Raw genomic sequence first — 23,710 nt, forward strand, 5'->3', positions numbered from 1 at the left:
GCCGCAAGGTTTAGACGGCGCGACCGGTAAGCGGCGTAGGCGGCCCCGCGAGGACCCGGCCGGGCCGGTCCGGACGGGTCACGCCGGCCGATCGGCGGCCAGGTCGCGATGGTGGCGCGCGGCGCGCTGCACGGTGGCGGCGTGGATATCGACGATGTCGTCGACGTCCGGGGCATAGCCGCCGGCCATGCAGACGGCCAGCGGCAGGCCGTGGCGCCGGCAGGCCGCCATCACCTGTCGGTCGCGTTCGGCCAGGCCGGGCTTGCTCAGGGCCAGGTGGCCCAGGCGATCGCCGACGAAGGGATCGGCGCCGGCCAGGTACACCACGGCGTCGGCGCGGGCCCGGGCGATGGCCTGCGGCAGGTGGGTGGCCAGGGCGTCGAGGTAGGCGTCGTCGCCGGTGCCGTCCGGCAGGGCGACATCGAGGTCGGAGGCGGGCTTCACCGCGGGGTAGTTGCGGGCCGAATGCATGGAGAAGGTGAACAGGGTTTCGTCGCCGGCGGCGATCAGGGCGGTGCCGTCGCCCTGGTGGACGTCGAGGTCGACCACCAGCACGCGCCGGGCGAGGCCGCGGGCCTGCACGTGGCGTGCGGCCACGGCGGCATCGTTGAACACGCAGTAGCCGCCGCCGCGGGCGGGTCCGGCGTGGTGGGTGCCGCCGGCCAGGTTCACGGCGATGCCCTCGCCTTCGAGGGCGTCGCGCAGGGCCATCAGGGTGCCGCCGGACGAGCGCCGGGAGCGTTCGACCATGGCGGCCGACCAGGGGAAGCCGATGCGGCGCATCAGCGCCGCATCGGCGCTACCCTCGGACATGGCGCGGAGGTAGGCGGGGTCGTGGGCGCGGGAAAGGTCCTCATCGCTGGCCGGCGGCGGCTCGTGCAGCGTGATGCCCAGCGCCGGGGCCATCGCCACGACGCGCTCGTGCAGCCGCGCGTACTTCGCCATCGGGAACGAATGCCCGTCCGGCAAAGGCAGCACGAAGTGGTGGCAGTAATAAGCCCTCATCGCCAGCAAGCATAGCCGCGAAGAAAAGGGGTCAGAGTGATTATTCGTTTAAAACGAATAACTACTCTGACCCTTTTTTCGTCGGGTCAGGCGAGTTGGGCGGCGATCTTGGCGCGTTCGGCCTTGAGCGCGGCCGGCGTGCGGTCGCCGAACTCGTCGAGGTACTCCCCGATGCTCGCCATCTCGGCCCTGTAGCCCTCCCGGTCGATGCTGAGCAGCTGCTCCAGCGTCGACGCGGTCAGGTCCAGGCCCTCCGTGTTGAGGTCGGACGGCTTGGGCAGGTTGCCCACCGGCGTCTCCAGCGCACCGGCCTGGCCCGTGGCGCGCTTGAGCACCCACTCCAGCACCCGCAGGTTGTCGCCGAAGCCCGGCCACATGAACTTCCCGTCCGCGTCCTTCCGGAACCAGTTGACCTGGAAGATCTTCGGCAGCTTGGCCCCCGGCTTGTCGAACGACAGCCAGTGCGCGAAATAGTCGCCGAAGTTGTAGCCCGCGAACGGCTTCATCGCCATCGAGTCACGACGCACCACGCCCACCGCACCGGTGGCGGCGGCCGTGGTCTCGGAGGCCATCGAGGCCCCGACCAGCACGCCGTGGGTCCAGTCGCGCGCCTCGAGCACCAGCGGCACCAGCGAAGCGCGGCGGCCGCCGAAGACGATCGCGCTCAGCGGCACGCCCTGCGGATCCTCGGCCTTGTCGGTGTAGCTCGGGCACTGCTTCGCACTGACGGTGAAGCGCGCGTTCGGATGCGCAGCCGGGCTGACCGCCTTGTCGTACGGACGGCCCTGCCAGTCCTGCGCCGGCGCGCCCGTGGTCATGCCCTCCCACCACGGCTGGTTGTCGGCGGTGACGCCGACGTTGGTGAAGATGGCATCGTGGTTGAGCATGGCCATCGCGTTGGCGTTGGTCTTCTCGCTGGTGCCCGGCGCCACGCCGAAGAAGCCGGCCTCGGGGTTGATCGCGTACAGGCGGCCGTCGGCGCCCGGGTGCATCCAGCAGATGTCGTCGCCGACCGTCCAGACCTTCCAGCCGTCGCGGCGGTAGCCTTCCGGCGGGATCAGCATGGCCAGGTTGGTCTTGCCGCAGGCGCTCGGGAAGGCGGCGGCGACGTAGTGGGTCTCGCCCTGCGGGTTCTCGATGCCGACGATGAGCATGTGCTCGGCCAGCCAGCCCTCGGTGCGCGCCTGGTAGCTGGCGATGCGCAGCGCGTGGCACTTCTTGCCCAGCAGCGCGTTGCCGCCGTAGCCGGAGCCGAAACTCTGGATCGCGAGCTCTTCCGGGAAATGCATGATGAAGCGGCGGTTCGGGTCGAGCTCGCCGATCGAGTGCAGGCCCTTCACGAACGAACCCTCGCGCTCGATGCGCGCCTGCGCCGCCGCGCCCATGCGGGTCATGATGCGCATGTTGGCGACCACGTAGGGGCTGTCGGTGATCTCGACGCCGCAGCGCGAGAGCGGCGAATCGATCGGGCCCATGCAGTAAGGCACCACGTACATGGTGCGGCCGCGCATGCAGCCGGCGTAGAGCGCGTCCATCTGGGCGTGGGCCTCGGCCGGCTCCATCCAGTGGTTGTTCGGGCCGGCGTCGGCCGGGTCACGGGTGCAGACGAAGGTCAGGTGCTCGACCCGGGCCACGTCCTGCGGGCTGGAGCGGTGCAGGTGGCAGTTCGGGTGGGTCTGTTCGTTGAGCTTGAGCAGGTCGCCGTTGGCGAGCATGCGCTCGACCAGCACCGCGTTCTCGGCATCGGAGCCGTCGCACCAATGGACCTGGTCGGGCTGGGTGAGGCGGGCGACGTCGTCGACCCACTGTTTGAGACTGGCGAGCTGGCTGGGCATGGCGGTAAGGCTCCTGGCGGGGCCGGTCAAGGGGAAAGCGGGGACGGCGCGCGGACCCAGCGCCGGTCTACGGCGGCCATTCTAACCGCTCGCCGCCGGGGGCGCGTGGCCGCCACGCGAACGCCCGGCCCGTCATTCCGGGATCAGGGTCGTCATCACGTGGCCGACGTAGGCCTCGAACTCGTCGTGGTGCAGGCGCGGCTGGCCCAGCTGCAGCGAGAGCTGCAGGAAGCCGACGTAAGCGGCATAGGTGAGGCGGGCGCGGTTCTGCGCGTCCAAGCGCGGCAGGCCGGCCTGGCGGAAGCTGGCGGTGAGGTAGTCCAGGCGCCGCTGCGAAACGCGGTGCAGCACCGGCTGCACGACCGGATGGTCGAGCGCCTTGAGCAGCTCGCTATAGATGATGTGCGGCTTGAGCTCGTGCGCCACCAGCTGGAACAGCGACTGCAGGCGCGCGCGCGGATCCGAGATCGCCTCGAGCTGGCCGAACACGGTTTCCTGCTCCATCACTTCCCAGCGCTCCAGCGCCGCGACCAGCAAGGCCTCGCGCGACGGGAAATGCCAGTAGAAGCTGCCCTTCGTCACGCCGAGTCGACGTGCGAGCGGCTCGACCGCGACCGCGGCGAGGCCCTGCTCGGCGATGACGTCCAGGGCGGCCAGGGCCCAGTCCTCGGCGCTCAGGCGCGAGGGGCGTTCGGTTTTGGGGGCGGATGCGACCATACGGCGGAGTCTACTGGCTGCAGGGGAGCCGGGTAAGCCTTCACGGCCGGTCCGGGCCGCGCCATCATGCACCATACGCTTTGGTATTGACAGGTCCCGACCGGGCATCCCATACTCGGCCGTATGGATAGCCTCGCCCAAGCTGCCACCGCACCCGCGTCCTCCGTGCTGCCCCTGCGCACGCGCGACGGGCTGGCGCTGGCCGCCGAACACGTCGCCGGCGGTGGCCCCGGCCTGCTGCTCGCGCACGGCTTCGGCCAGACCCGGCAGGCGTGGCGCAGCACGCAGCAGCGCCTGGCCGAGGCCGGCCACGCCAGCCTGGCCTGGGACGTGCGCGGCCACGGCCAGTCCGAGCGCAACCCGGCCGGCTCGCGCTATGCCGGCGAGCAGTTCGTCGACGACGTCAGCGCCGCCGCCCGGGCCCTGGGCGCCGCGCCCATCCTGGTGGGTGCCTCGATGGGCGGCCTGACCGGACTGATGGCGCAGGCGCGCGACCGGGTGTTCTCCGCCCTGGTGCTGGTGGACATCACCCCGCGCTGGGAAGCCGCCGGCGTCGAGCGCATCCTTGGCTTCATGAACGCGCATCCCGACGGCTTCGCGTCCTTCGAGCACGCGGCCGAACAGATCGCGGCCTACCTGCCCCACCGCCGCGAGAAAAAGTCCCCCGCGCAGCTGGCGCACCTGCTGGTCCGGCGCGAAGATGGCCGCCTGGGCTGGCACTGGGACCCGCGCCTGCTGAGCGAGTTCATCCCCGACACCGACGGCCTGCAGGGCCACATCGAGGACGCTTGCCGTGCGCTCGATGTCCCGGTGCTGCTGGTCAGCGGCGGCCGCAGCGACCTGGTGACCGACCGCACGGTCGCCCATTTCCTGGAACTGGCGCCGCACGCGCGCCACGTCCAACTGCCACAGGCCACCCATATGGTGGCCGGTGACGACAACAGCGCCTTTACCGATACCCTGCTCCAATTCCTGCACGACCTGCCGGCCCCCACGGCCGCCCACGGAGATCCACGATGAGCATCCTTGCCCCCTTCCTCGCGCTGGTCCTGGCGATCCTGCTGGTGGCCTACCACCGGCTCAGCCTCGCGGTGTTCACCGCGGTGGCCGCCACCCTGCTGGTCGCCGTCGGCCTGGCCGGCGCCAACCTCACCGCCACCGTGGTCGCCGGCGCCTTGCTGGCGGTGGTGACGCTGCCACTGCTGGTGACCCCGCTGCGCCAGGCCGTCATCACCAAGACCCTGCTGGGCATCTACAAGAAGATGCTGCCCAAGCTGTCGGACACCGAGAAGACCGCGCTCGACGCCGGCACCGTCGGCTTCGAGGGCGAGCTGTTCTCGGGCATGCCGAAGTGGAACGCGCTGCTGGCCCAGCCCAAGCCGGAACTCACCGCCGAGGAACAGGCCTTCCTGGACGGCCCGGTCGAGCAGGCCTGCAAGATGACCAATGACTGGGAAATCACCCACGTCCGCAACGACCTGCCGCCGGAGCTCTGGGAGTTCCTGAAGAAGAACAAGTTCTTCGGCATGATCATCCCGAAGGAATACGGCGGCCTCGGCTTCAGCGCGCTGGCCCACCACAAGGTGATCCAGAAGCTGGCCTCGATCTCGGCCACGCTCAGCTCCACCGTCGGCGTGCCGAACTCGCTGGGTCCGGCCGAGCTGCTGCTGCACTACGGCACCGACGAGCAGAAGCAGCACTACCTGCCGCGCCTGGCCGACGGCCGCGACGTGCCCTGCTTCGCGCTCACCGGCCCGACCGCCGGTTCCGATGCCACCTCGCTCCCCGACTTCGGCATCGTCTGCGAGGGCGAGTGGAACGGCGCCCGCGTGCTCGGCGTCAAGCTCACCTTCGACAAGCGCTACATCACGCTGGCGCCGGTCGCGACCGTGATCGGCCTGGCCTTCCGCCTGCATGACCCGGACAAGCTGCTGGGCGACGAGTCCGACCGCGGCATCACCCTGGCGCTGATCCCGCGCGAGACCCCGGGCCTGAACATCGGCCGCCGCCACTTCCCGCTCAACTGCGCCTTCCAGAACGGCCCGCTGCACGGCAAGGAAGTCTTCCTGCCGCTGAGCCAGCTGATCGGTGGCGAGCAGTACATCGGCCAGGGCTGGCGCATGCTGGTCGAGTGCCTGTCGGTCGGCCGCGCCATCACCCTGCCGTCCACCTCCAGCGGCGCCTCCAAGCTCGCTGCCGTGGTCACCGGCGCCTACTCGCGCATCCGCAAGCAGTTCGGCCTGTCGATCGGCCGCTTCGAGGGCGTCGAGGAAGCGCTGGCCCGCATCGCCGGCAACGCCTACGCCTGCGCGGCGCTGTCCGAGGCCACCGCCGCCGCGGTCGACCGCGGCGAGAAGCCGGCGGTGCCCTCCGCCATCGCCAAGTACCACGCCACCGAGATGGCGCGCGCGGTCGCGGCCGACGCCATGGACATCCACGGCGGCAAGGGCGTCATCCTGGGCCCGATGAACTACATGGGCCGCGGCTGGCAGGCCGCGCCCATCTCGATCACGGTCGAGGGCGCCAACATCATGACCCGCACCCTGATGATCTTCGGCCAGGGCGCGATCCGCTGCCATCCCTGGGTGCTCAAGGAAATGCAGGCGGCGCAGAACCCGGACGCCGCGGAGGGCCTGCGCGAGTTCGACCGCAACCTGTTCGGCCACATCGGCTTCGCCATCTCCAACGCCGTGCGCAGCTGGGTGCTGGGCCTGGTGGGCGCGCGCATCGGCAAGGTGCCGGGCGACGCCTACACCCGCCGCTACTACCGCAAGCTCAACCGCTACTCGGCCAACCTGGCGCTGGTGGCCGACGTGTCCATGCTGACGCTCGGCGGCAAGCTCAAGTTCAAGGAGAAAATCTCCGGCCGCTTCGCCGACGTGCTCAGCCAGCTCTACATTGCCAGCGCCATGCTCAAGCGCTACGAAGACCAGGGCCGCCCGGCGGCCGAGCAGCCGCTGCTGGCCTACGCCTTCCACGACTCGGCGCACAAGATCGAACTGGCCCTGTCGGGCGCACTGCGCAACTTCCCGATCCGCCCGGTGGGCTGGCTGATGTGGATGCTGGTGTTCCCGTGGGGCCGCCGCGCCCAGCTGCCGTCGGACCGCCTGGGCCGCCGCGCCGCGGCGCTGCTGATGTCGCCGTCGGACGCGCGTGACCGCATGGCCTCGGGCATCTTCCTGACGCCCTGCGCCAACAACCCGGCCGGCCGCATCAACAGCTTCCTGCCCAAGGTGATCCTGGCCGAGCCGGTGGAGCGCAAGTTCCTCAAGGCGCTCAAGAACAGCGACATCGAGGCGCTCGACTTCCCGTCGCAGCTGGCCGAGGGCGTCGCCGAGGGCTGGATCACCGCCGAGGAAAAGACCCAGCTCGAGGAGCTGCGGGCGCTGACCTGGGAAACCATCACGGTCGATGACTTCGACCCGGCTGACCTGGTCTCCGCCTCGCTGCACCGCGAAAAGTCGGCGCAGCAGCACCGCGCCGCCTGAGCCGGGATCGACCGGCCCTCGGTAGGAGGGCCTTCAGGCCCGAAGCTTTCCGCCGAAAGGCTTCGGGCCTGAAGGCCCTCCTACGTTGCTTTTGGAGACACCGCGATGCCCGACACGCCGCTGCTCAGGCTCTACCGCAAGTTCATCCGCTACCCGGCCGGCCACTGGCTGTTCAGCCGCGCGGTCTGCTTCAAGGCGCCCTACTTCGGCAGCATCCAGCCCACCATCCGCGTGCTGGAAGCCGGCCGCTGCGAGGCCACGATCCCGCACCGGCGCGCCGTGCAGAACCACATCGGCACGGTGCACGCGATCGCGCTGTGCAACCTGGCAGAACTCTGCGCAGGCGTGATGACCGACGCGTCCCTGCCCAAGGACATGCGCTGGATCCCGAAGGGGATGACGGTGTCCTACCTGAAGAAGGCCAAAGGCACGATGCGCGCCGTGGCCACGCCCACGATCCCGATCGTCAGCGCCACGGAAGGCTACGACCTGCCCATCAGCGTCGACGTGCTCGACCCCGCCGGCGAAAAGGTCTTCCACGCCGAAATCCGCATGTGGCTGACCCCCAAGCGCTGATCGAGCGCGTGCGTCTCGCGCACGAACTTCCTTATTCCGTGGCTTTTCGGCAGCGCCGCCGCCCGCAGCACTAGTCCTTCTGCCCGCCGTCTTGCTAGCGCCATCCCTGGCAGCAAACGTCGGCCGTTACGGGCTTCCTGCCCTTCACTTCAGAAGGACCAGTGCAGCGTGCGACGTCGCCCCGGACGTCCGTCGCACACCGCCAAGAGATCAAATGCCCGGTCAACGGTGCTGGCGGCATATCCGTGCGGCGAACGGGTCACCTCATGAATCCATGGGGTCGTTGCGGCGAGGCTGACGACCAAGCACGCCGCATGGAATGTCCCATGTCCCAAGGCCGCTCTTGATCTTGATCTCGCTCTTGATCCCGGTCCGGTGTGCGACTGGCTTCCGGGGCGACGCCCTGCGACGCAGTAGTTCGACGAAGTGGAGGCAGGAAGCCGGAACGGCCGCCACTCAATGGACAGGACGTCGTGTTGAGTGGCGGTCGGCGAACTACTGCGTTGCAGGGCGTCGCTGCCGGGAAGTCGCATGTCGTGCGCGACGCGCACGCGCATCAGCGGGTCAGAAGTAGTGGGTGGCGATGGCGGCCAGGATCGCCGGCACGGCCTGCACGTACAGGATCGAGCGCTTCACCGTCGCCGCGCCGAACAGGCCCGCGACCACCACGCAGCCCAGGAAGAACAGACAGATTCCCTTGTCGTCCAGCCACAGGCCCCAGGCCAGGCCTGCGGCGAGGAAGCCGTTGTAGAGACCCTGGTTCATCGCCAGTTTGGCCGAATCCATGGCCACCTGCGGGTCGAGCCGGAACACCTTGCGCCCCAGCGGCCTGGTCCAGAAGAACATCTCCAACACCAGGAAGCCCAGGTGCAGCAGGGCGACGAAAGCGGTAAGCAGCTGCGCGGTCAGGGACATGGCGGGCTCCGGGTCAGTCGGCGAGTTGCGCGGCGTGGTGCCGCAGGTGGTCCTCGATGAAGCTGGCGATGAAGTAATAACCGTGGTCGTAGCCCGCGTGCCGGCGCAGGGTCAGCGCCTGCCCCGCGGCGGCGCAGGCCGCCTCGAAGCGCTCGGGCTGCAGCTGCGGCGCCAGGAACTTGTCGTCCAGCCCCTGGTCGACCAGGATCGGGCCGCCGAACGGACGCCGCTGCACCAGCTCGCAGGCATCGTGCTCGGCCCAGGCCCGGTGGTGGTCGCCGAGGTAGCGCGAGAACGCCTTCTGGCCCCACGGCACCTGGCTGGGCGCGACGATCGGCGCGAAGGCCGACAGGCTGCGGAACTTGTCCGGGTGCCGCAGCGCCAGCACCAGCGCGCCGTGGCCACCCATCGAGTGGCCGAAGATACCGGCCCGGGCCGGGTCGGCCGGGAAGTGTTCGGCCACGGCCGCGGAGAGCTCGTGCACCACGTGGGTTTCCATCCGGAACCGCGACGACCACGGCGCCTGGGTGGCGTCGAGGTAGAAACCGGCCGCCTCGCCGAACTCCCAGTCACCGGTGGCGCCGTCGATGCCGGTGTCGCGCGGGCTGGTGTCGGGCATCACCAGCATCAGGCCCAGCTCGGCCGCCACGCGCTGGGCGCCGGCCTTCATGGTCGCGGTTTCCTCGCTGCAGGTCAGGCCAGCCAGGTAGTAGAGCACCGGCACCCGCCCCTCGCGCGCCTGCGGCGGCTGGAACACGGCGAAGCGCATCGACCCGCCGCAGGCCGGCGAGTGCATGCGGTAGAAGCCCTGCACGCCGCCGAAGCAGCCGTGTTCGCTGGCGACCTCGACCGACATCAGTAAACGACCACGCTGCGGATCGACTCGCCGCGATGCATCAGGTCGAAGGCGTCGTTGATCTTCTCCAGCGGCATGGTGTGGGTGATCAGCGAGTCGATGTCGATCTTGCCGTCCATGTACCAGTCGACGATCTTGGGCACGTCGGTGCGGCCGCGGGCGCCGCCGAAGGCGCTGCCGCGCCAGTTGCGGCCGGTGACCAGCTGGAAGGGCCGCGTGCTGATCTCGGCGCCGGCCGGGGCCACGCCGATGATCACGCTGGTGCCCCAGCCCTTGTGCGCGCACTCGAGCGCCTGGCGCATCACCTGGGTGTTGCCGATGCACTCGAAGGTGTAGTCGGCGCCGCCCTTCGTGAGCGACACCAGGTAGGGCACCAGGTCGCCGCCCACCTCTTTCGGATTCACGAAGTGGGTCATGCCGAACTTGCGCGCCATCGCCTCGCGGCCCGGGTTGAGGTCGACGCCGACGATCATGTCGGCACCGGCCAGGCGCGCGCCCTGGATCACGTTCAGGCCGATGCCGCCCAGGCCGAACACGACCACCTTCGAGCCCACTTCGACCTTGGCGGTGAAGATGACCGCGCCGATGCCGGTGGTGACGCCGCAGCCGATGTAGCAGACCTTGTCGAAGGGCGCGTCCTCGCGGATCTTGGCCAGCGCGATCTCGGGCACCACGGTGTACTGGGCGAAGGTGGAGGTGCCCATGTAGTGCAGCACCGGCTTGCCATCGAGGCTGAAGCGGCTGCTGCCGTCGGGCATCAGGCCCTGGCCCTGGGTGGAACGGATGGCCTGGCAGAGGTTCGTCTTGGGGTTGAGGCAGTACTCGCAGGTGCGGCACTCGGGCGTGTACAGCGGGATGACGTGGTCGCCCTTCTTGAGCGTGGTCACGCCCGGGCCCACGTCCACGACGATGCCGGCACCCTCGTGGCCCAGGATGGCCGGGAACAGGCCCTCCGGGTCGGCGCCCGAGAGCGTGAACTCATCGGTGTGGCAGACGCCGGTGGCCTTGAGTTCGACCAGCACCTCGCCGAAGCGCGGTCCTTCGAGGTCGACGGTTTCGATGGTGAGCGGTGCGCCCGCCTTGTGCGCGACGGCAGCCTTGACCTTCATGTGGGAACTCCCCGGGAATGATGCCCCACAGGGTAGCGCAGCGGCCGCCGGGCGGTGTTTGCGGGACGCGAAGACGACCGGGGCCGGTCAGCGCGGATCGGCCGGCAGCCTGGCCTGTTCGCGGATCAGGCGCCAGGCGCCCAGGGTCATGATGCCGGCCACCAGCATGCCGGCGCCGAACACCGCCGCCGAGCCGAAGGCCGCGAGGAACTTGTGCGTCCAGACGAAGAACAGGTCGCCGCCGCGGTACACCGCGGTGTCGATCACGGCCTTGCCCTTGTAGCGGACCTCGCGGTCGACGCGGGTGTAGATGGTTTCGCGACCGGGCTTGGCCAGGGAGAACTCGCTGGCGCGCGTCACCACCTGCACCACCGCCACCAGCAGGGGCAGCGGCGAGGCGGTGAGCGCGGCGAAGCCCAGCAGGATCGCCACGGCCGGGATCAGCAGCACCGGCGCCACGCCGAAGCGCACCAGCAGGGTCCGGGTCAGGAACACCTGGACCAGGATCGTGACCAGGTTGATGGCCAGGTCGATGTTGGCGTAGTAGGCGGTGCGCGCCTCGACGTCGGGATAGAACGCCTTCGCGATCGCCGCCTGCTCGTTGTAGAGCAGCGTGCCCACGCCGACGCCGAAGAACATGATCACCGCCATTGCCTGCAGCAGCGGCTGCTCGCGCAGCAGGCGCAGGCCGGCCAGCATGCTGCCGCCCATCGCCTGCTCGTCGCCGCTGCGGCCGCGCTCGGCCTCGCGCAGCCGGGCCCAGCGGCCCAGGCGCAGGATGCAGACCACCGAAAGCGACAGCAGCGCGGCCGACACCAGCAGCAGGTTCGGCACCCCGATCTCGTTCACCAGCACCCGCGTGATCACCGGGCCGGTGAAGCCGCCGATGGTGCCGCCGGCGGCAATGAAGCCGTACAGCCGCCGCGCCTCGATGTCGGTGTAGATGTCGGCCATGAAGCTCCAGAACACCGACACCGCGAACAGGTTGAACACCGCCACCCAGATGAAGAACACCGCCCCGCGCCCCGGCACCTCGCGCCCGAACAGGACGTAGAAGCCCAGCAGGCAGGCGATGAACAGCGCATACAGCACCGGCAGGAACACCCGCCGCGGGTAGCGGCTGACCAGGGCGCCGTAGGCCGGCTGCAGCAGCAGCATCATGATGAAGGTGCCGGTGAAGAGCAGCTGCAGGGTCAGGTCGCCCAGCACCCAGCCGCGGGCCGCCGCCCACTGCACCAGCCCCGGCGGGAACACCGACTGCACGTCGTCCGAGGCCCCCATGGCGTCGCGGACCGGACGCAGCACGTAGTACCCGGTCAACAGGAAGAAGAAATACAGGAAGGACCACAGCAGCGGCGGGAACTCCCGCAGCGCGCCGCGCAGGTGGTCGAAGCGGCCGGCGGTGTCCTTCCCTGGTTCCATGGGCATCCCGTTGGGTCGTCGCACGATAGCCAACCCGGCCTGCGCCCGCCAGCCCGTTAGCGTCGTGTGAGCGCCGTCACACCCCGCCAGCGCCCTTGCCCCGCCCCGAGTGTTTGCTCTAGAACGGGGGCCTAGCCTCGGTCCGTTACCGAATGAAGAAGACCTTGTGTACGACTACATCATCGTAGGCGCCGGCTCCGCCGGCTGCGTCCTGGCCAACCGCCTGAGCGAAGACCCGGACTGTCGCGTGCTGCTGCTCGAAGCCGGCCCGTCCGACTGGCACCCCTTCATCCACATGCCCGCGGGCCTGGCCAAGCTGGTCGGCAAGAAGGGCGTGAACTGGGACTACAGCACGGCGCCCGAGCCCGGCCTCGACGGCCGCATGCTCTGGTGGCCGCGCGGCAAGGTGCTCGGCGGCTCCAGCTCGATCAACGCCATGTGCTACATCCGCGGCCACCGGCGCGACTACGACGAGTGGGCCGCGATGGGCGCCGACGGCTGGCACTGGGACAACGTACTGCCCTACTTCAAGCGCAGCGAAGGCAACCAGCGCGGCGAGAGCGAGTTCCACGGCGGCGACGGCCCGCTGGGCGTCTCCGATCCGCGCCACAAGAATCCCCTGTCCGAGGTCTTCCTCGAGGCTGCGCGCCAGGCCGGCCACGCCGACAGCGACGATTTCAACGGCGCCCGCCAGGACGGCTTCGGCTGGTACCAGACCACCACCCGCGACGGCGCCCGCAGCTCCAGCGCCCGCGCCTACCTGGCGCCGGTGCGCAAGCGCCCCAACCTGACGGTCATCACCCGCGCCACCGCCAGCCGCATCACCTTCGAAGGCGAGCGCGCGACCGGCGTGGTCTATGCGGTCGACGGCAAGGGCGCGTTCTGCGAAGCCGCCCGCCGCGAGGTGATCCTCAGCGGCGGTGCCATCAACTCGCCGCAGCTGCTGATGCTCTCGGGCATCGGCCCGGCCGCGCACCTTCGCCAGCACGGCATCGCGGTGCTCAAGGACCTGCCGGGCGTCGGCGGCAACCTGCAGGACCACCTCGACGTCTGCACCATGACCCGCTGCACCCAGGGCCTGAGCTACGACCAGCTGAGCGACGTCTCGGTCGGCCTGCAGTACTACCTGTTCAAGTCCGGCCCGGGCACCAGCAACATCGCCGAGACCGGCGGCTTCCTGCGCAGCCGCCTGGCCGAGGACGAGCGCCCCGACATCCAGTTCCACTTCGTGCCCGCCCAGCTCGACGACCACGGCCGCAACCGGCTGCCCGGCAACGGCTACACCCTGCACGCCTGCGGCCTGCATCCGCGCAGCCGCGGCCGCGTCCACCTGGCCAGCGCCAACGCCGCCGACAAGGTGCGGATCGAGGCCGGCTACCTCAGCGACCCGGATGGCTACGACCTGAAGGTCATGCTCGAGGCCCTGCGGCTCTCGCGCGAGATCCTGGCGCAGCCGGCGTTCGCGCCGTTCCGCGGCGAGGAGCTGTTCCCCGGCGACAAGCTCCAGGACGAGGCCGACCTGGTCGCCTTCATCCGGCGCAAGGCCGAGTCGATCTACCACCCGGTCGGCACCTGCAGGATGGGCGCGGACGACGACGCCGGGGCGGTGGTCGACGCCCAGCTGCGGGTGCGCGGCGTCAGCGGCCTGCGGGTGGTCGATGCCTCGGTGATGCCCAAGCTGGTGGGCGGCAACACCAATGCCCCGACCATGATGATCGCCGAACGCGCCGCCGACCTGATCCGCGGCCTGGCCGCCTGATCAGGCCTCGAGCATCGGCGGCAGCGGGCAGCGCAGGGTCGCGCTGACCGCACGCAGCAGCTCGGCCTCGGCGACGCAGATGCGGCCGTCGTGGCTGACCGCGGCGACCAGGCCCTCGAGCAGCAACTCCTTGCCCACCGGCTCGACGTCGTCGAGCTTGGGCAGGGCCGCGTCGAGCGCGCGCAGCGGCTCCGCCGGCGGCCGGTAGGGGGCATTCAGGCGCGGGAACACGCGGGCGATGCCGGCCAGGTAGGCGCGCATCGCCGCGGCGGGGTCGTCGTGGCCGGCCTGGGCCAGCACCGCCATCACCTCGATCGCGGCCGCGCTTTGGTCGGCCAGGCGCCGGTTCGCGGGGCGCGAGTTCGCGGCCGGGTCCAGCAGGTGCTTCACGTGCCCGCCCAGCAGCCGGCCCAGGCAGTATTCGAACACGCTGACCTGGCCGTCGGCATGGGTGAGCACGTAGCAGGTGTCCATGAACAGTTCGAGCTCGGCCCGCGGTCGGCGCCGCAGCGACGGCATCGCCATCGCCGCCAGCGGCAGGCACAGGATCCGCGGCAGCTCGGCCAGGCGATCGGCGTAGTCGAGCGTCTGCCGCACCAGGCGCTCGTCCAGGCGGCTGCTGAGCTCGAACTGCTGCCGCTCGCGCACCTTGCCCGGCGGCGCCATCAGCAGTCCGAACAGCATCGCCGGCGCCTCGTCGCGCTCGCGCGCGGCGTGCCGCAGCACCTCCGGGATGGCTTTCACCAGCGCACCGGCGCGGGCGTAGTCATTGGCCTGCGGCGCACCGACCTGCGCCACCACGGCCGGCGGCGTCACCTGCAGTTCGGCGCGGTCGCCGGGCAAGGGCGGCGGCGTGCGCGCGTCCAGGCCCAGGGCCACGTCCTCGTCCAGCCCCGAGGGCGGATGCATCTGCCAGCGCGCCGACTGATCCTCCAGCGCTTCGGCGCGGAACGAAGGCTCGAGCGCCTGGATGCGGGCCAGCAGCGGCGGATGGGTGGCGAACAGCGAGGAATAGCCGACGCCGTCGCCAAACAGCATGTGCGCCACTTCCTCGGTGTCGCGGCTGGCCAGGCGCGAGCCGTCGGGCAGGCCGGCGATCTTCTTCAGGGCGCCGGCCAGGCCGGTGGTCTGCCGGGTGAACTGCACGGCGGACGCATCGGCCAGGAACTCGCGCTGGCGGCTGATGCCGGCCTTGATCAGGCGGCCGAAGAACTGGCCGGCGTAACCGACCACCAGCACCGCCAGCGCCACCAGGATCACTGGCAGGCCGCCGCGTGAATTGCCGCGGCCGTGCAGCAGCACCTTCCGGGCGACGATGGCCAGCGCCAGGATGCCGAACAGCAGGCCCATCAGCCGGATGTTCAGGCGCATGTCGCCGTTGAGCACGTGGCTGAATTCATGGGCGATCACGCCCTGCAGCTCATCGCGGTTGAGCTTGTCGAGCGCACCCCGGGTCACCGCCACCGCGGCGTCGCCCGGCGCGTAGCCGGCGGCGAAGGCGTTGATGCCGGCCTCGTCCTCGAGCACGAACAGCTGCGGCACCGGCACGCCCGAGGCGATGGCGATTTCCTCGACCACGTTGCGCAGCCGGCGGTAGTGCAGGTCGGTGGTGTCCTCCGGCACGGGCGTGCCGCCCATCTGCCGCGCCACGGCGGCGCCGCCGCTGCTGAGGCTGGAGATGCGGTGCATCGAGGCCACGGCGATGATGCCCACCGTCACCACGCTGACCACCAGCATCCCGCCCAGCACGTTCCGCGGCGAGCCGTCTTCGGGGAAGCCGCCCACGGCGACCAGGTAGACCAGGTTCACCGCGATGACGATGGCCGCCACCGCCATCGCGAACAGGATGACCAGCCGCCCCGACTGCCGCCGGGCCTGCTGCTGGCGTTCGAAGAAGTTCATGCGCGACCTGCCTCCGGGATCGGGCCACCGCCCCGGCGGGGCGGCGGCCGCGCGGTCAGAACGAAACCTTCGGCGCCTCGCGCTTGGCCGGCTCGGTGATCTCGAGCAGGGCGGCCGCGGCGAAGTCGAACATGCCGGCGATGAGGTTCGAGGGGAACACTTCGCGCTTGTTGTTGTAGGCCATCACCGAGTCGTTGTAGGCCTGGCGCGCGAAGGCGACGCGGTTCTCGGTCGAGGTCAGCTCCTCGGTGAGCTGCATCATGTTCTGGTTGGCCTTCAGGTCCGGGTAGGCCTCGGCGACCACCATCAGCCGCGACAGCGCGCCGGCCAGGCCGGTCTCGGCGCCGCCCAGCGAGGCCATGGCGTTCGGGTCGCCGGGATTGGCCTTGGCCGCCGCCAGGCCGCTGACGGCGGCGGCGCGGGCCTGGATAACCGCCTCCAGGGTTTCGCGCTCGTGCTTGAGGTAGCCCTTGGCGACTTCCACCAGGTTCGGGATCAGGTCGTAGCGCCGGGTCAGCTGCACGTCGATCTGGGCGAAGGCATTCTTGAATGCGTTGCGGGCGGTGACCAACCCGTTGTAGATGCCGACGCCCCAGGCCGCGGCCACGCCGACGACCAGCACCAGCACGAGCAAAGTGATCATCTGGACTCTCCCCTGTTCAGGCCCCTGGCGCAGAACGCGCGCTAGAATGGGGCTGCCCTTCAAGCATACGTCGGTCATGCCACGCACGAAAGCCAAAGCCCCGGTCCACCTGCCCGCCGCCCTGGCGGCCCTGTGGCTCACCGTCGCCTGGGCCTTCGCTGCCAGCGCCGCCCCACCCGCGGTGCCGCCCACCGCCCCCGATTTCAGCGCCCAGGCGCGCGAGATCGAACGGCTGGCCGAAGGGGTCGTCACCCAGTCGCGCATTCCCGGCATGGCCATGGCCATCGTCCAGGACGGCGAGGTGGTGTCGATGCGGGGTTACGGCGTCGTCGACAGCCGCGATCCGCAGCCGGTCGGCACCGACACCGTGTTCCGGGTCGCGTCCTTGTCCAAGGCGTTCGCCAGCACCCTGAGCGCGATGCTGGTCAGCGAGGGCGCCATGGACTGGGACGCGCCGATCGCCAACCAGTTGCCCGCCTTCACCCTGCGCGACCTGCAGGGCGCGCAGCGGCTGTCGGTGCGCGACGTGCTCAGCCACCGGGTCGGCCTGGGCTACAACACCTTCGACCGCGACCTCGAGGCGGACCAGCCCTACCCGCTGCTGGCCGAGAAACTTTCTGACGCGCCCATGGTCTGCGCGCCGGGCGACTGCTACGGCTACCAGAACATCGCCTTCAGCCTGGTTGGCGACCTGGTGTTCGCGGTCACCGGCGACTTCTACCACCACCAGGTCGAGAAGCGGCTGTTCCATCCGCTCGGCATGTACGGCGCCACCTTCGGCCGCGACGGCCTCGAGGCCAGCCCCAGCTGGGCCCGCCCGCACGTGCGCAGCGGCGGCAAGTGGCTGCCGGTGCGTCCGAAGGAAACCTACTACCGGATCCCGCCGGCCGCCGGCGTCAACGCCAGCATCCACGACATGTCGCAGTGGCTGGTGGCGCAGATGGGCCACCGGCCGGACGTGCTGCCGCCGGAGCTGCTCAACGAGATCCAGACGCCGCAGGTCGAAACGCCGGGCGAGATCCGCGGCAACAGCTGGCGCCGCGAGCGCCTGCGCAGTGCCTATTACGGCCTGGGCTGGCGCATCTACGACTACGCCGGGCACACGCTGGTCTACCACGCGGGTGCCGTGCAGGGTTACCGCGCGGTCGTGGCCTTCCTGCCCGACCGGGACATCGGCGTGGTCATCCTGTGGAACTCGGAATCGTCGATGCCGGCGGCGCTGCTGCCGACCACGCTCGACCGGGCGCTGGGCCTGCCGGCGCGCGACTGGCTGGCGCCGGAGCCCGTCCGCCGCCGCCGCTGAGCCGCGCCCCGTCCCGTCCCGGCCCGTACCGGGAAAGGCGCGCCACGGAACGCTGTAAAACAAAAGGTTCTTCTCCCAAGTCCGGGGGGCCGTGGCCACGCGTCATTCGCAAACCGACGCCACGTCGCAGCGCCGCAAGATCAAGAGCCCGCGCTGCACCAAATTGCCAGCGCAGGCCGTTCGATGCCGGATGTCGCACCGACACTTGCCTCGAGCCCACACCCGCCGCCGGGCGGCGAGGACTCCCGATCTGGCCACCTTCCAGGCTCGCGCCGCAGCCACATCCAGTGTCCGAAGGGACACGCAGGCGCTAACGTGCCGGGGCTACTTGCCTCGGCCCGCTTAGCCCACCGGATCAGCAGGAAAGATGCCCGGCCTTGGTCCGGATCCTGCACGCGCAAGCATCGGAGCGCGCGGCTACGGGCCTTCCGTCACGCGCCCAAGCCGCTACGCACCGGCGGCGCCGTGGAAGCGAGGGTCGCTTCCTGCGAAATAAAGGCTTCACTGAGTAGGAAGCGACCCTCGCTTCCGCGGTGACGACGGCGCCAGCCCCACACATGGGAGAAGAACCAAACAAAACGCCGGCACAAGGCCGGCGTCTTCTTTGGAGCTTCTGGAAAGTCTCTCCCCCCGCCTGGGCAACACGGGGAGAGAGTCCAGACTTGCTTGCGTTCCGTCTTAGAGCGACGGAGCCACCGGGGCGGCAGGCATCGCCATCGCCGGCTTCTTGGCCGCGGGCTTGCGCGCCGCCTTCTTCTTGGCCGCAGGCTTCTTGGCAGCCTTCTTGGCGGCCGGCTTCTTCGCAGCCTTCTTGGCGGTCTTCTTGACCGACTTCTTGGCGGCCTTCTTGGCTGCCGGCTTGCGGGCGGCCTTCTTGGCAGTCTTCTTCGCGGCCTTCTTGGCCGGCTTCTTGGCGACCTTCTTGGCAGCCTTCTTGGCGGTCTTCTTGGCCGGCTTCTTGGCGACCTTCTTGGCAGCCTTCTTCGCCGGCTTCTTGGCGACCTTCTTGGCGACCTTCTTGGCAGCCTTCTTCACGGTCTTCTTGACGGCCTTCGCGACCTTCTTGACCGACTTCTTCACGGACTTCTTGGCGGCCTTCTTGGCCGGTTTCTTCGCAGCTTTCTTAGTAGCCATGGTGTCAACTCCTCGTCAGTTGGCGTTTTTGGACTGCCCAGTCACAAACGCACCGCCGCGGGAGGATTCCCGCGACGTGGCACCGCCACCGCGCCAAGGGCGCCGTGGACGGAGGGGGTCCGGCGCGGGGCGGCGCCGGAAATGAAAACGCCCGGACCATGACCGGCCCGGGCGTTGGAATGGCGGTGTGTGCAGACGGTCGATTTCGATTTCGCGGAGGGATGGTTGCCCTGATCCACCGAGGACGGAGTCCGGGTGGAGTTCGGTGTTTTCGCCCGCGCTGTCGTATCGATCCTGATCACTCGTGTCCGCAGTTGACATCTGCTGGGCGAAAGCTAATCACGGGAAATCTTGATGTCAACAACTTTGCAGAAATAATTTCAAGGCCCCCTGGCCATGTTCCGGCGTCGAACACGCCGCGACCTCGGGCCGGACGCACGCGCCGAACGGCGTGCGAAAAAACCACATGCAAAAAAAGCGCTTTAAAAAAGCCACGCGCGTCGGCGCACGCGTTCGCGCGTCGCGTCCGCCGACCGCCGCGCGGGTCGTCGCGGCACGCGCGCCGGTGCGTCCGGCACGCCCGAAAAAAACTTTCCGGCGACGCCTCCCGACGGCGCGTTTCGATGCCCCGGATGGCCGAACTGCGCGAACTTCCGGCGCGTCCGGCGACCGCAGCGACGCATTTCCGAACGCCGGAAACGACACCGGCCGCACGTGGCGGCCGGTGTCGGTGGCATCGGGGAGGCGAGGCGTCAGTGGCCTTCGTCCTCGAGCAGCTGGGCGTAGTCGTCGGGCGACAGCAGCTCCTTGAGCTGCTCGGGCTCGCTGGCTTCGATCACGAACAGCCAGCCTTCGCCGTAGGCGTCCTCGTTGATGGTCTCGGGCTTGTCCGACAGCGCCGCGTTGACCTCGACCACGGTGCCGCCGACCGGGGCGTAGACGTCGCTGGCGGCCTTGACCGATTCGACCACCGCGGCCGCGGCGCCCTGCTCGAGGGTGTCGCCGACGTTGGGCAGTTCGACGTAGACCAGGTCGCCGAGCAGGCCCTGGGCGTGGTCGGAGATGCCGACGGTGATGCGGCCGCTGTCTTCGACGCGGGCCCATTCATGGGACTTGAGGAACTTCAGGTCGCCGGGGATCTCACTCATGACAGGGCCTCGATGGTCGGTGTGCGGCAGGGGGTGTGGGTAGTCTAGCGGGGAGCGCGGTCGAAGGCATCCGGCGCGCGCGGGTCAGGCCAGCACGCCCGGCTGGGCGACGCCGTCGCGGACGAACGGATACCTGACGACGCGCACCGGCAGGCGCTTGCCGCGGATGTCGACCTCGACCGCACCGACCTCGCCGGCCGGCACCCGCGCCAGCGCGATCGCCTTGCCCAGGGTCGGCGAGAAGGTGCCGGACAGGATCTCGCCAGCGCCGGCGGCGGTGAACACCTGCTGGCCGTGGCGCAGCACGCCCTTGTCGTCCAGCACCAGCCCGATCATCTGGCGCGCCGCGCCGGTGGCCTTCTGCGCCTCCAGCGCCGGGCGGCCGGTGAACGCGCGACCTTCGTCCAGCGCCACCGTCCAGGCCAGGCCGGCCTCGTACGGCGTCGCCGATTCGTCCATGTCCTGGCCGTACAGCGCCATGCCCGCTTCCAGGCGGAGCGTGTCGCGCGCGCCCAGGCCGGCCGGCTTGACGCCGGCGGCGAGCAGCCGGTTCCAGAAGTCGGCGGCCTGCGCCTCGGGCACCATCACCTCGAAGCCATCCTCGCCGGTGTAGCCGGTGCGGGCCACGAACAGGCCGTCGGCCTCGCAGGCGACGAACTTGCCCAGCTTGCCGGCGCGCTGCGCGGCCTCGGGCGACAGCAGGCCCAGGACCTTGTCGCGGGCGTTCGGGCCCTGCACGGCGACGATGGCCAGGTCGCGGCGCTCCTGGATGGCGACGCCGAACGGCACCGCGCGGGCGCTGATCCAGGCCAGGTCCTTGTCGCGCGTCGCCGCGTTGACCACCAGCCGGAAGAAGTCCTCGGCCAGGAAGTAGATGATCAGGTCGTCGATCACGCCGCCCTGCTCGTCGAGCATGCAGGCGTAGAGCGCCTTGCCCGGCTTGGCGAGCTTGTCGACCGAGTTGGCCACCAGCTGGCGCAGGAAGGGCCGCACCTGGTCGCCGCGCAGGTCCAGGATGGTCATGTGCGAGACGTCGAACATGCCGGCGTCGCGGCGCACGTGGTGGTGCTCCTCGATCTGCGAGCCGTAGTTGATCGGCATGTCCCAGCCGCCGAAATCGACCATCTTGGCGCCGAGCGCGCGATGGGTGTCGTTGAGGACGGTCTTCTTGCTCATGGCCTGCCGGGGTGGTGGGGAAAGGCGGGCATTATCGCACCGCCGCCGACCCCGGACATCCACGCGCCCGCCGGGCGCCGGCCGGAGCGCCTAGCGCTGCTGGCGGACCAGCCACCACACCGGGACCAGCCCGACCGCGCACAGCCAGAGCGCCGGCCACGCGGCCTGTGCCCACAGGCCTTCGGTGGTGTAGCCATGGATGCGTACCGCCAGCGTGTCCCAGCCGAAGGGGCGCAGCATCAGGGTGGCCGGCAGCTCCTTCACGGTTTCCACCAGCACCAGCAGCAGCGCCGCCACCAGCCCCGGGCGCAGCAGCGGCAGCATGATCCGGCGCAGGCGCTCGACGGCCGGCACGCCCAGCACGCGGGCCGACTCGACCAGTGAGGGACGCAGGGCCTGGAACGCCGACTCGGTCGCTTCATGGCCGACGCGAAGGAAGCGCACCGACAGCGCCAGCAGCACCGCCACCAGGCTCGAGCTCAAGGCCAGGCCCGACAGCCACGGCCAGGCGCGCTCGGCGGCGACCAGCAGCCACATCGCGCCGACCGCCAGCACCGTGCCCGGCACCGCATAGCCCAGGCCGGCGGTGAAGCCCGCCGCCCGCACCACGCGGTCGCCGGCGCCGCGCCGCCCCAGCAGCGCGAACGCCAGCGAGATCGCCAGCACCAGGCCTGCGGCCATCGCGGCCAGCAGCCCGGTGTTGAGCGCCGGCGCGGCGACGTCCGGCAGGGCCGCGCGCGACTGCCAGGACCAGGCCAGCAGCTGCGCCACCGGCACCAGGAAACCCAGGGCCACCACGCCCAGCGCCAGCGCCGACACCGCGAGGCCGCGCCAGCCGCGCAGGGGCCGCCGCGGCGGCGGCACCAGCGCGCGCCCGGCGTGCCGCCCGCGGCCGCGGCCCAGCCGCTCCAGCACCAGCACCAGGGCGACCAGGGCCACCATCGCGCAGGCGAGCTGCGCGCCCGCCGCCAGCGAGTACAGCCCGAACCAGGTCTTGTAGATCGCGGTAGTGAGGGTATCGACGCCGAGGACGCTGACCGCACCGAAGTCCGCCAGCGCTTCCAGCAGCACCAGGCTCAGGCCCGCCACCCAGGCCGGCCGCGCCATCGGCAGCGCGGCGCGGAAGAACGCCGACAGCGGCCCGTGGCCGAGCGAGCGCGCGGCGTCCATCGCCGCACTGCCCTGGCGCAGGAAGGCGGCGCGGACGATCAGGAAGACGTAGGGATACAGGACCAGCGCCAGCACCGCGGCCGCGCCCGGCACGCTGCGCAGCTCCGGGAAGCCCGCCGCCGGCAGGCCCAGGCCGCGCCACGTCGTCTGCAGCGGCCCGGCATAGTCGGCGAGGCCGACGTAGACGAAGGCGACGACGTAGCCGGGCAGCGCCATCGGCAGCACCAGCGCCCAGTCGAACAGCCGCCGCCCCGGGTAGTCGTAGCGCGCGCTGGCCCAGGCGAAGCCGACGCCCGGCAGCAGCGCGAACACCGCGACCAGCGCCAGCAGCACCAGCGTGTTGCGCACCGCCGCCGGCAGCACCTGCGCGAGCAGGTGCGACCAGACCTCGGGCGCGGGCACCGCGAACGCGCTGGCCAGCCAGAACGCCGGCAGCAGCAGCGGCAGCGCCAACGCCCAGGCCAGCAGCCGCGGCCAGGCGGTGCGCAGGGCGGCGCTCATCCGGTCAGCGCCAGCCGGCGCGATCCATCAGCATCACGGCCTCGGCCTGGCGCTTGCCCGCGACGGACACGTTCACCGGATCGGCCTTGAACGGACCCCAGGCGGCGACCACCGGATCGAGCGCCACGCCGGGGCGCGCCGGGATCTCGAAGTTGATGCTGGCGAAGTCGGCCTGCACCGACTCGGACGCCAGCCACTCGAGGAACTTGCGCGCCTCCGCCTTCTGCTTCGAGGCCGCGACGATGCCGGCACCGGAAACGTTCACGTGTGCGCCCACGCCGTCCTGGTTCGCCCAGAACACCTGCACCGGGAACGCCGGATCGTCGTGCTTCAGGCGGCCGAGGTAGTACGTGTTGATCAGGCCGACGTCGCACTGGCCGGCGGCAATGGCCTTGGCCAGCAGGGTGTCGTCGGCGAAGGGCGCGGTGGCGAGGTTGGCCACCCAGCCGCGCACCACGGTCTCGGTGTAGTCGACGCCGATGCGCTCGATCAGGGTCGCGACCAGCGACTGGTTGTAGACCTTCTTGGACGAACGCAGGCACAGGCGACCCTTCCACTTGGGACGGGCCAGGTCGCCGATGCCGGACAGTTCGGACGGATCGACCCGCTCGGTCGAATAGACGATGGTGCGCGCGCGCTGCGACAGCGCGAACCAGCGACCCTGCGGATCGCGCAGGTGGGCCGGGATGGCGGCCTCGAGCGCCGGCGACGCCACCGGCGCCAGCAGGCCGCGCTCGGCGGCCTGCCACAGGCTGCCGGCGTCGACCGCCATGAACAGGTCGGCCCGGGTGTTGGCGCCTTCGGCCGCCAGCCGCTCGATCAGCACCGGCGCGCCGTCGGACAGCAGTGCGATGCGGGTGCCGGTCTCGCGCTCGTAGCGTTCGAACAGCGGCTGGACCAGCGGCTCCTTGCGCTCGGTGTAGACGACCAGTTCGGCCGCCTGCACGGCGGGGGCCAGCAGGCTGGCCAGCAGGAGGGAAAGCGTGAGGCGCGACATGGCGGACTCCGGGCAGGAAGATCAGGAAATGATAATGATTCTCATCCTACCCGC

General features: G+C 70.3%; 19 protein-coding genes. 5 read left to right on the forward strand and 14 right to left on the reverse strand.

Annotated elements, in window-relative coordinates; translation table 11 throughout:
* Positions 1 to 78: 78 nt before the first annotated feature.
* The 3 genes from VFQ84_RS12750 to VFQ84_RS12760 form a co-directional block, all read right to left on the reverse strand.
* A complete protein-coding gene (locus VFQ84_RS12750; protein WP_325132015.1) occupies positions 79 to 1,005 on the reverse strand; it encodes a histone deacetylase in 927 nt (308 codons plus the stop codon).
* A gap of 86 nt (positions 1,006 to 1,091) precedes the next feature.
* Positions 1,092 to 2,840 carry a phosphoenolpyruvate carboxykinase (GTP) gene (locus VFQ84_RS12755; RefSeq protein WP_325132016.1) on the reverse strand — a complete coding sequence of 583 codons (1,749 nt, stop codon included), beginning with the start codon at positions 2,838 to 2,840 and terminating at the stop codon, positions 1,092 to 1,094.
* Between the two features lie 132 nt (positions 2,841 to 2,972).
* On the reverse strand, positions 2,973 to 3,557 hold the full coding sequence (locus tag VFQ84_RS12760; protein ID WP_325132017.1) for a TetR/AcrR family transcriptional regulator: 585 nt from the start codon (positions 3,555 to 3,557) through the stop codon (positions 2,973 to 2,975).
* A gap of 123 nt (positions 3,558 to 3,680) precedes the next feature.
* Between VFQ84_RS12760 and VFQ84_RS12765 the strand changes: the two genes are divergently transcribed.
* The 3 genes from VFQ84_RS12765 to VFQ84_RS12775 all read left to right on the forward strand — a co-directional run bounded on the left by VFQ84_RS12765 (position 3,681) and on the right by VFQ84_RS12775 (position 7,621).
* Positions 3,681 to 4,577, forward strand: a complete 897-nt coding sequence (locus VFQ84_RS12765; protein WP_414637049.1) for an alpha/beta fold hydrolase — start codon at positions 3,681 to 3,683, stop codon at positions 4,575 to 4,577.
* Positions 4,574 to 7,045 (forward strand): acyl-CoA dehydrogenase, encoded by a 2,472-nt coding sequence (locus VFQ84_RS12770; RefSeq protein ID WP_325132019.1) that lies wholly within the window; start codon positions 4,574 to 4,576, stop codon positions 7,043 to 7,045. Before VFQ84_RS12765 ends, VFQ84_RS12770 begins: the two co-directional genes overlap by 4 nt.
* Positions 7,046 to 7,150: 105 nt before the next feature.
* Positions 7,151 to 7,621, forward strand: coding sequence for a hotdog fold domain-containing protein (locus VFQ84_RS12775; RefSeq protein ID WP_325132020.1), 471 nt, complete (start codon positions 7,151 to 7,153; stop codon positions 7,619 to 7,621).
* A gap of 564 nt (positions 7,622 to 8,185) precedes the next feature.
* Here VFQ84_RS12775 and VFQ84_RS12780 read toward each other — a convergent pair.
* The 4 genes from VFQ84_RS12780 to VFQ84_RS12795 form a co-directional block, all read right to left on the reverse strand.
* Entirely contained in the window at positions 8,186 to 8,536 is a 351-nt protein-coding gene (locus tag VFQ84_RS12780) for a DUF1304 domain-containing protein (RefSeq protein WP_345785972.1), read from the reverse strand.
* 13 nt (positions 8,537 to 8,549) lie between these two features.
* The gene (fghA, locus tag VFQ84_RS12785; protein WP_325132021.1) at positions 8,550 to 9,392 is read right to left on the reverse strand and encodes an S-formylglutathione hydrolase; all 843 of its coding nucleotides are present in this window, start codon (positions 9,390 to 9,392) and stop codon (positions 8,550 to 8,552) included.
* Positions 9,392 to 10,501, reverse strand: a complete 1,110-nt coding sequence (locus tag VFQ84_RS12790; RefSeq protein ID WP_325132022.1) for an S-(hydroxymethyl)glutathione dehydrogenase/class III alcohol dehydrogenase — start codon at positions 10,499 to 10,501, stop codon at positions 9,392 to 9,394. Before VFQ84_RS12790 ends, fghA begins: the two co-directional genes overlap by 1 nt.
* 87 nt (positions 10,502 to 10,588) lie before the next feature.
* Positions 10,589 to 11,929, reverse strand: coding sequence for an NTP/NDP exchange transporter (locus tag VFQ84_RS12795; RefSeq protein WP_414637050.1), 1,341 nt, complete (start codon positions 11,927 to 11,929; stop codon positions 10,589 to 10,591).
* 160 nt (positions 11,930 to 12,089) lie between these two features.
* Between VFQ84_RS12795 and VFQ84_RS12800 the strand changes: the two genes are divergently transcribed.
* A complete protein-coding gene (locus tag VFQ84_RS12800; protein ID WP_325132024.1) occupies positions 12,090 to 13,682 on the forward strand; it encodes a choline dehydrogenase in 1,593 nt (530 codons plus the stop codon).
* On the opposite strand, the gene VFQ84_RS12805 is transcribed toward VFQ84_RS12800, so the two are convergent.
* Positions 13,683 to 15,584: a M48 family metallopeptidase gene (locus VFQ84_RS12805; RefSeq protein ID WP_325132025.1), complete on the reverse strand. Its 1,902-nt coding sequence runs from the start codon at positions 15,582 to 15,584 to the stop codon at positions 13,683 to 13,685. It lies immediately after the preceding gene.
* A 55-nt stretch (positions 15,585 to 15,639) separates the two neighbouring features.
* A complete protein-coding gene (locus tag VFQ84_RS12810; protein ID WP_325132026.1) occupies positions 15,640 to 16,227 on the reverse strand; it encodes a LemA family protein in 588 nt (195 codons plus the stop codon).
* Between the two features lie 76 nt (positions 16,228 to 16,303).
* Between VFQ84_RS12810 and VFQ84_RS12815 the strand changes: the two genes are divergently transcribed.
* A complete protein-coding gene (locus VFQ84_RS12815) occupies positions 16,304 to 17,530 on the forward strand; it encodes a serine hydrolase domain-containing protein (protein ID WP_325132027.1) in 1,227 nt (408 codons plus the stop codon).
* A 678-nt stretch (positions 17,531 to 18,208) separates the two neighbouring features.
* On the opposite strand, the gene VFQ84_RS12820 is transcribed toward VFQ84_RS12815, so the two are convergent.
* The 5 genes from VFQ84_RS12820 to VFQ84_RS12840 form a co-directional block, all read right to left on the reverse strand.
* Entirely contained in the window at positions 18,209 to 18,664 is a 456-nt protein-coding gene (locus tag VFQ84_RS12820) for a hypothetical protein (RefSeq protein WP_325132028.1), read from the reverse strand.
* Between the two features lie 752 nt (positions 18,665 to 19,416).
* Positions 19,417 to 19,812 (reverse strand): glycine cleavage system protein GcvH, encoded by a 396-nt coding sequence (gcvH, locus tag VFQ84_RS12825; RefSeq protein WP_325132029.1) that lies wholly within the window; start codon positions 19,810 to 19,812, stop codon positions 19,417 to 19,419.
* A gap of 84 nt (positions 19,813 to 19,896) precedes the next feature.
* Positions 19,897 to 20,988 (reverse strand): glycine cleavage system aminomethyltransferase GcvT, encoded by a 1,092-nt coding sequence (gene gcvT, locus VFQ84_RS12830; RefSeq protein WP_325132030.1) that lies wholly within the window; start codon positions 20,986 to 20,988, stop codon positions 19,897 to 19,899.
* A gap of 90 nt (positions 20,989 to 21,078) precedes the next feature.
* A complete protein-coding gene (locus VFQ84_RS12835; RefSeq protein WP_325132031.1) occupies positions 21,079 to 22,659 on the reverse strand; it encodes an iron ABC transporter permease in 1,581 nt (526 codons plus the stop codon).
* Positions 22,660 to 22,663: 4 nt separating this feature from the next.
* Positions 22,664 to 23,656 (reverse strand): extracellular solute-binding protein, encoded by a 993-nt coding sequence (locus VFQ84_RS12840; RefSeq protein ID WP_325132032.1) that lies wholly within the window; start codon positions 23,654 to 23,656, stop codon positions 22,664 to 22,666.
* Between the last annotated feature and the right edge of the window lie 54 nt (positions 23,657 to 23,710).

Origin of the sequence: Arenimonas sp. (genome assembly GCF_035721105.1) — a bacterium.
Taxonomy (GTDB): Bacteria; Pseudomonadota; Gammaproteobacteria; order Xanthomonadales; family Xanthomonadaceae; genus Arenimonas.

Bases quoted from the DNA above. Each gene is read 5' to 3' on its own strand.
- VFQ84_RS12750 (WP_325132015.1), bottom strand. From the start codon at position 1,005: ATGAGGGCTTATTACTGCCACCACTTCGTGCTGCCTTTGCCGGACGGG.
- VFQ84_RS12755 (WP_325132016.1), bottom strand. From the start codon at position 2,840: ATGCCCAGCCAGCTCGCCAGTCTCAAACAGTGGGTCGACGACGTCGCC.
- VFQ84_RS12760 (WP_325132017.1), bottom strand. From the start codon at position 3,557: ATGGTCGCATCCGCCCCCAAAACCGAACGCCCCTCGCGCCTGAGCGCC.
- VFQ84_RS12765 (WP_414637049.1), top strand. From the start codon at position 3,681: ATGGATAGCCTCGCCCAAGCTGCCACCGCACCCGCGTCCTCCGTGCTG.
- VFQ84_RS12770 (WP_325132019.1), top strand. From the start codon at position 4,574: ATGAGCATCCTTGCCCCCTTCCTCGCGCTGGTCCTGGCGATCCTGCTG.
- VFQ84_RS12775 (WP_325132020.1), top strand. From the start codon at position 7,151: ATGCCCGACACGCCGCTGCTCAGGCTCTACCGCAAGTTCATCCGCTAC.
- VFQ84_RS12780 (WP_345785972.1), bottom strand. From the start codon at position 8,536: ATGTCCCTGACCGCGCAGCTGCTTACCGCTTTCGTCGCCCTGCTGCAC.
- fghA (WP_325132021.1), bottom strand. From the start codon at position 9,392: ATGTCGGTCGAGGTCGCCAGCGAACACGGCTGCTTCGGCGGCGTGCAG.
- VFQ84_RS12790 (WP_325132022.1), bottom strand. From the start codon at position 10,501: ATGAAGGTCAAGGCTGCCGTCGCGCACAAGGCGGGCGCACCGCTCACC.
- VFQ84_RS12795 (WP_414637050.1), bottom strand. From the start codon at position 11,929: ATGCCCATGGAACCAGGGAAGGACACCGCCGGCCGCTTCGACCACCTG.
- VFQ84_RS12805 (WP_325132025.1), bottom strand. From the start codon at position 15,584: ATGAACTTCTTCGAACGCCAGCAGCAGGCCCGGCGGCAGTCGGGGCGG.
- VFQ84_RS12810 (WP_325132026.1), bottom strand. From the start codon at position 16,227: ATGATCACTTTGCTCGTGCTGGTGCTGGTCGTCGGCGTGGCCGCGGCC.
- VFQ84_RS12815 (WP_325132027.1), top strand. From the start codon at position 16,304: ATGCCACGCACGAAAGCCAAAGCCCCGGTCCACCTGCCCGCCGCCCTG.
- VFQ84_RS12820 (WP_325132028.1), bottom strand. From the start codon at position 18,664: ATGGCTACTAAGAAAGCTGCGAAGAAACCGGCCAAGAAGGCCGCCAAG.
- gcvH (WP_325132029.1), bottom strand. From the start codon at position 19,812: ATGAGTGAGATCCCCGGCGACCTGAAGTTCCTCAAGTCCCATGAATGG.
- gcvT (WP_325132030.1), bottom strand. From the start codon at position 20,988: ATGAGCAAGAAGACCGTCCTCAACGACACCCATCGCGCGCTCGGCGCC.
- VFQ84_RS12835 (WP_325132031.1), bottom strand. From the start codon at position 22,659: ATGAGCGCCGCCCTGCGCACCGCCTGGCCGCGGCTGCTGGCCTGGGCG.
- VFQ84_RS12840 (WP_325132032.1), bottom strand. From the start codon at position 23,656: ATGTCGCGCCTCACGCTTTCCCTCCTGCTGGCCAGCCTGCTGGCCCCC.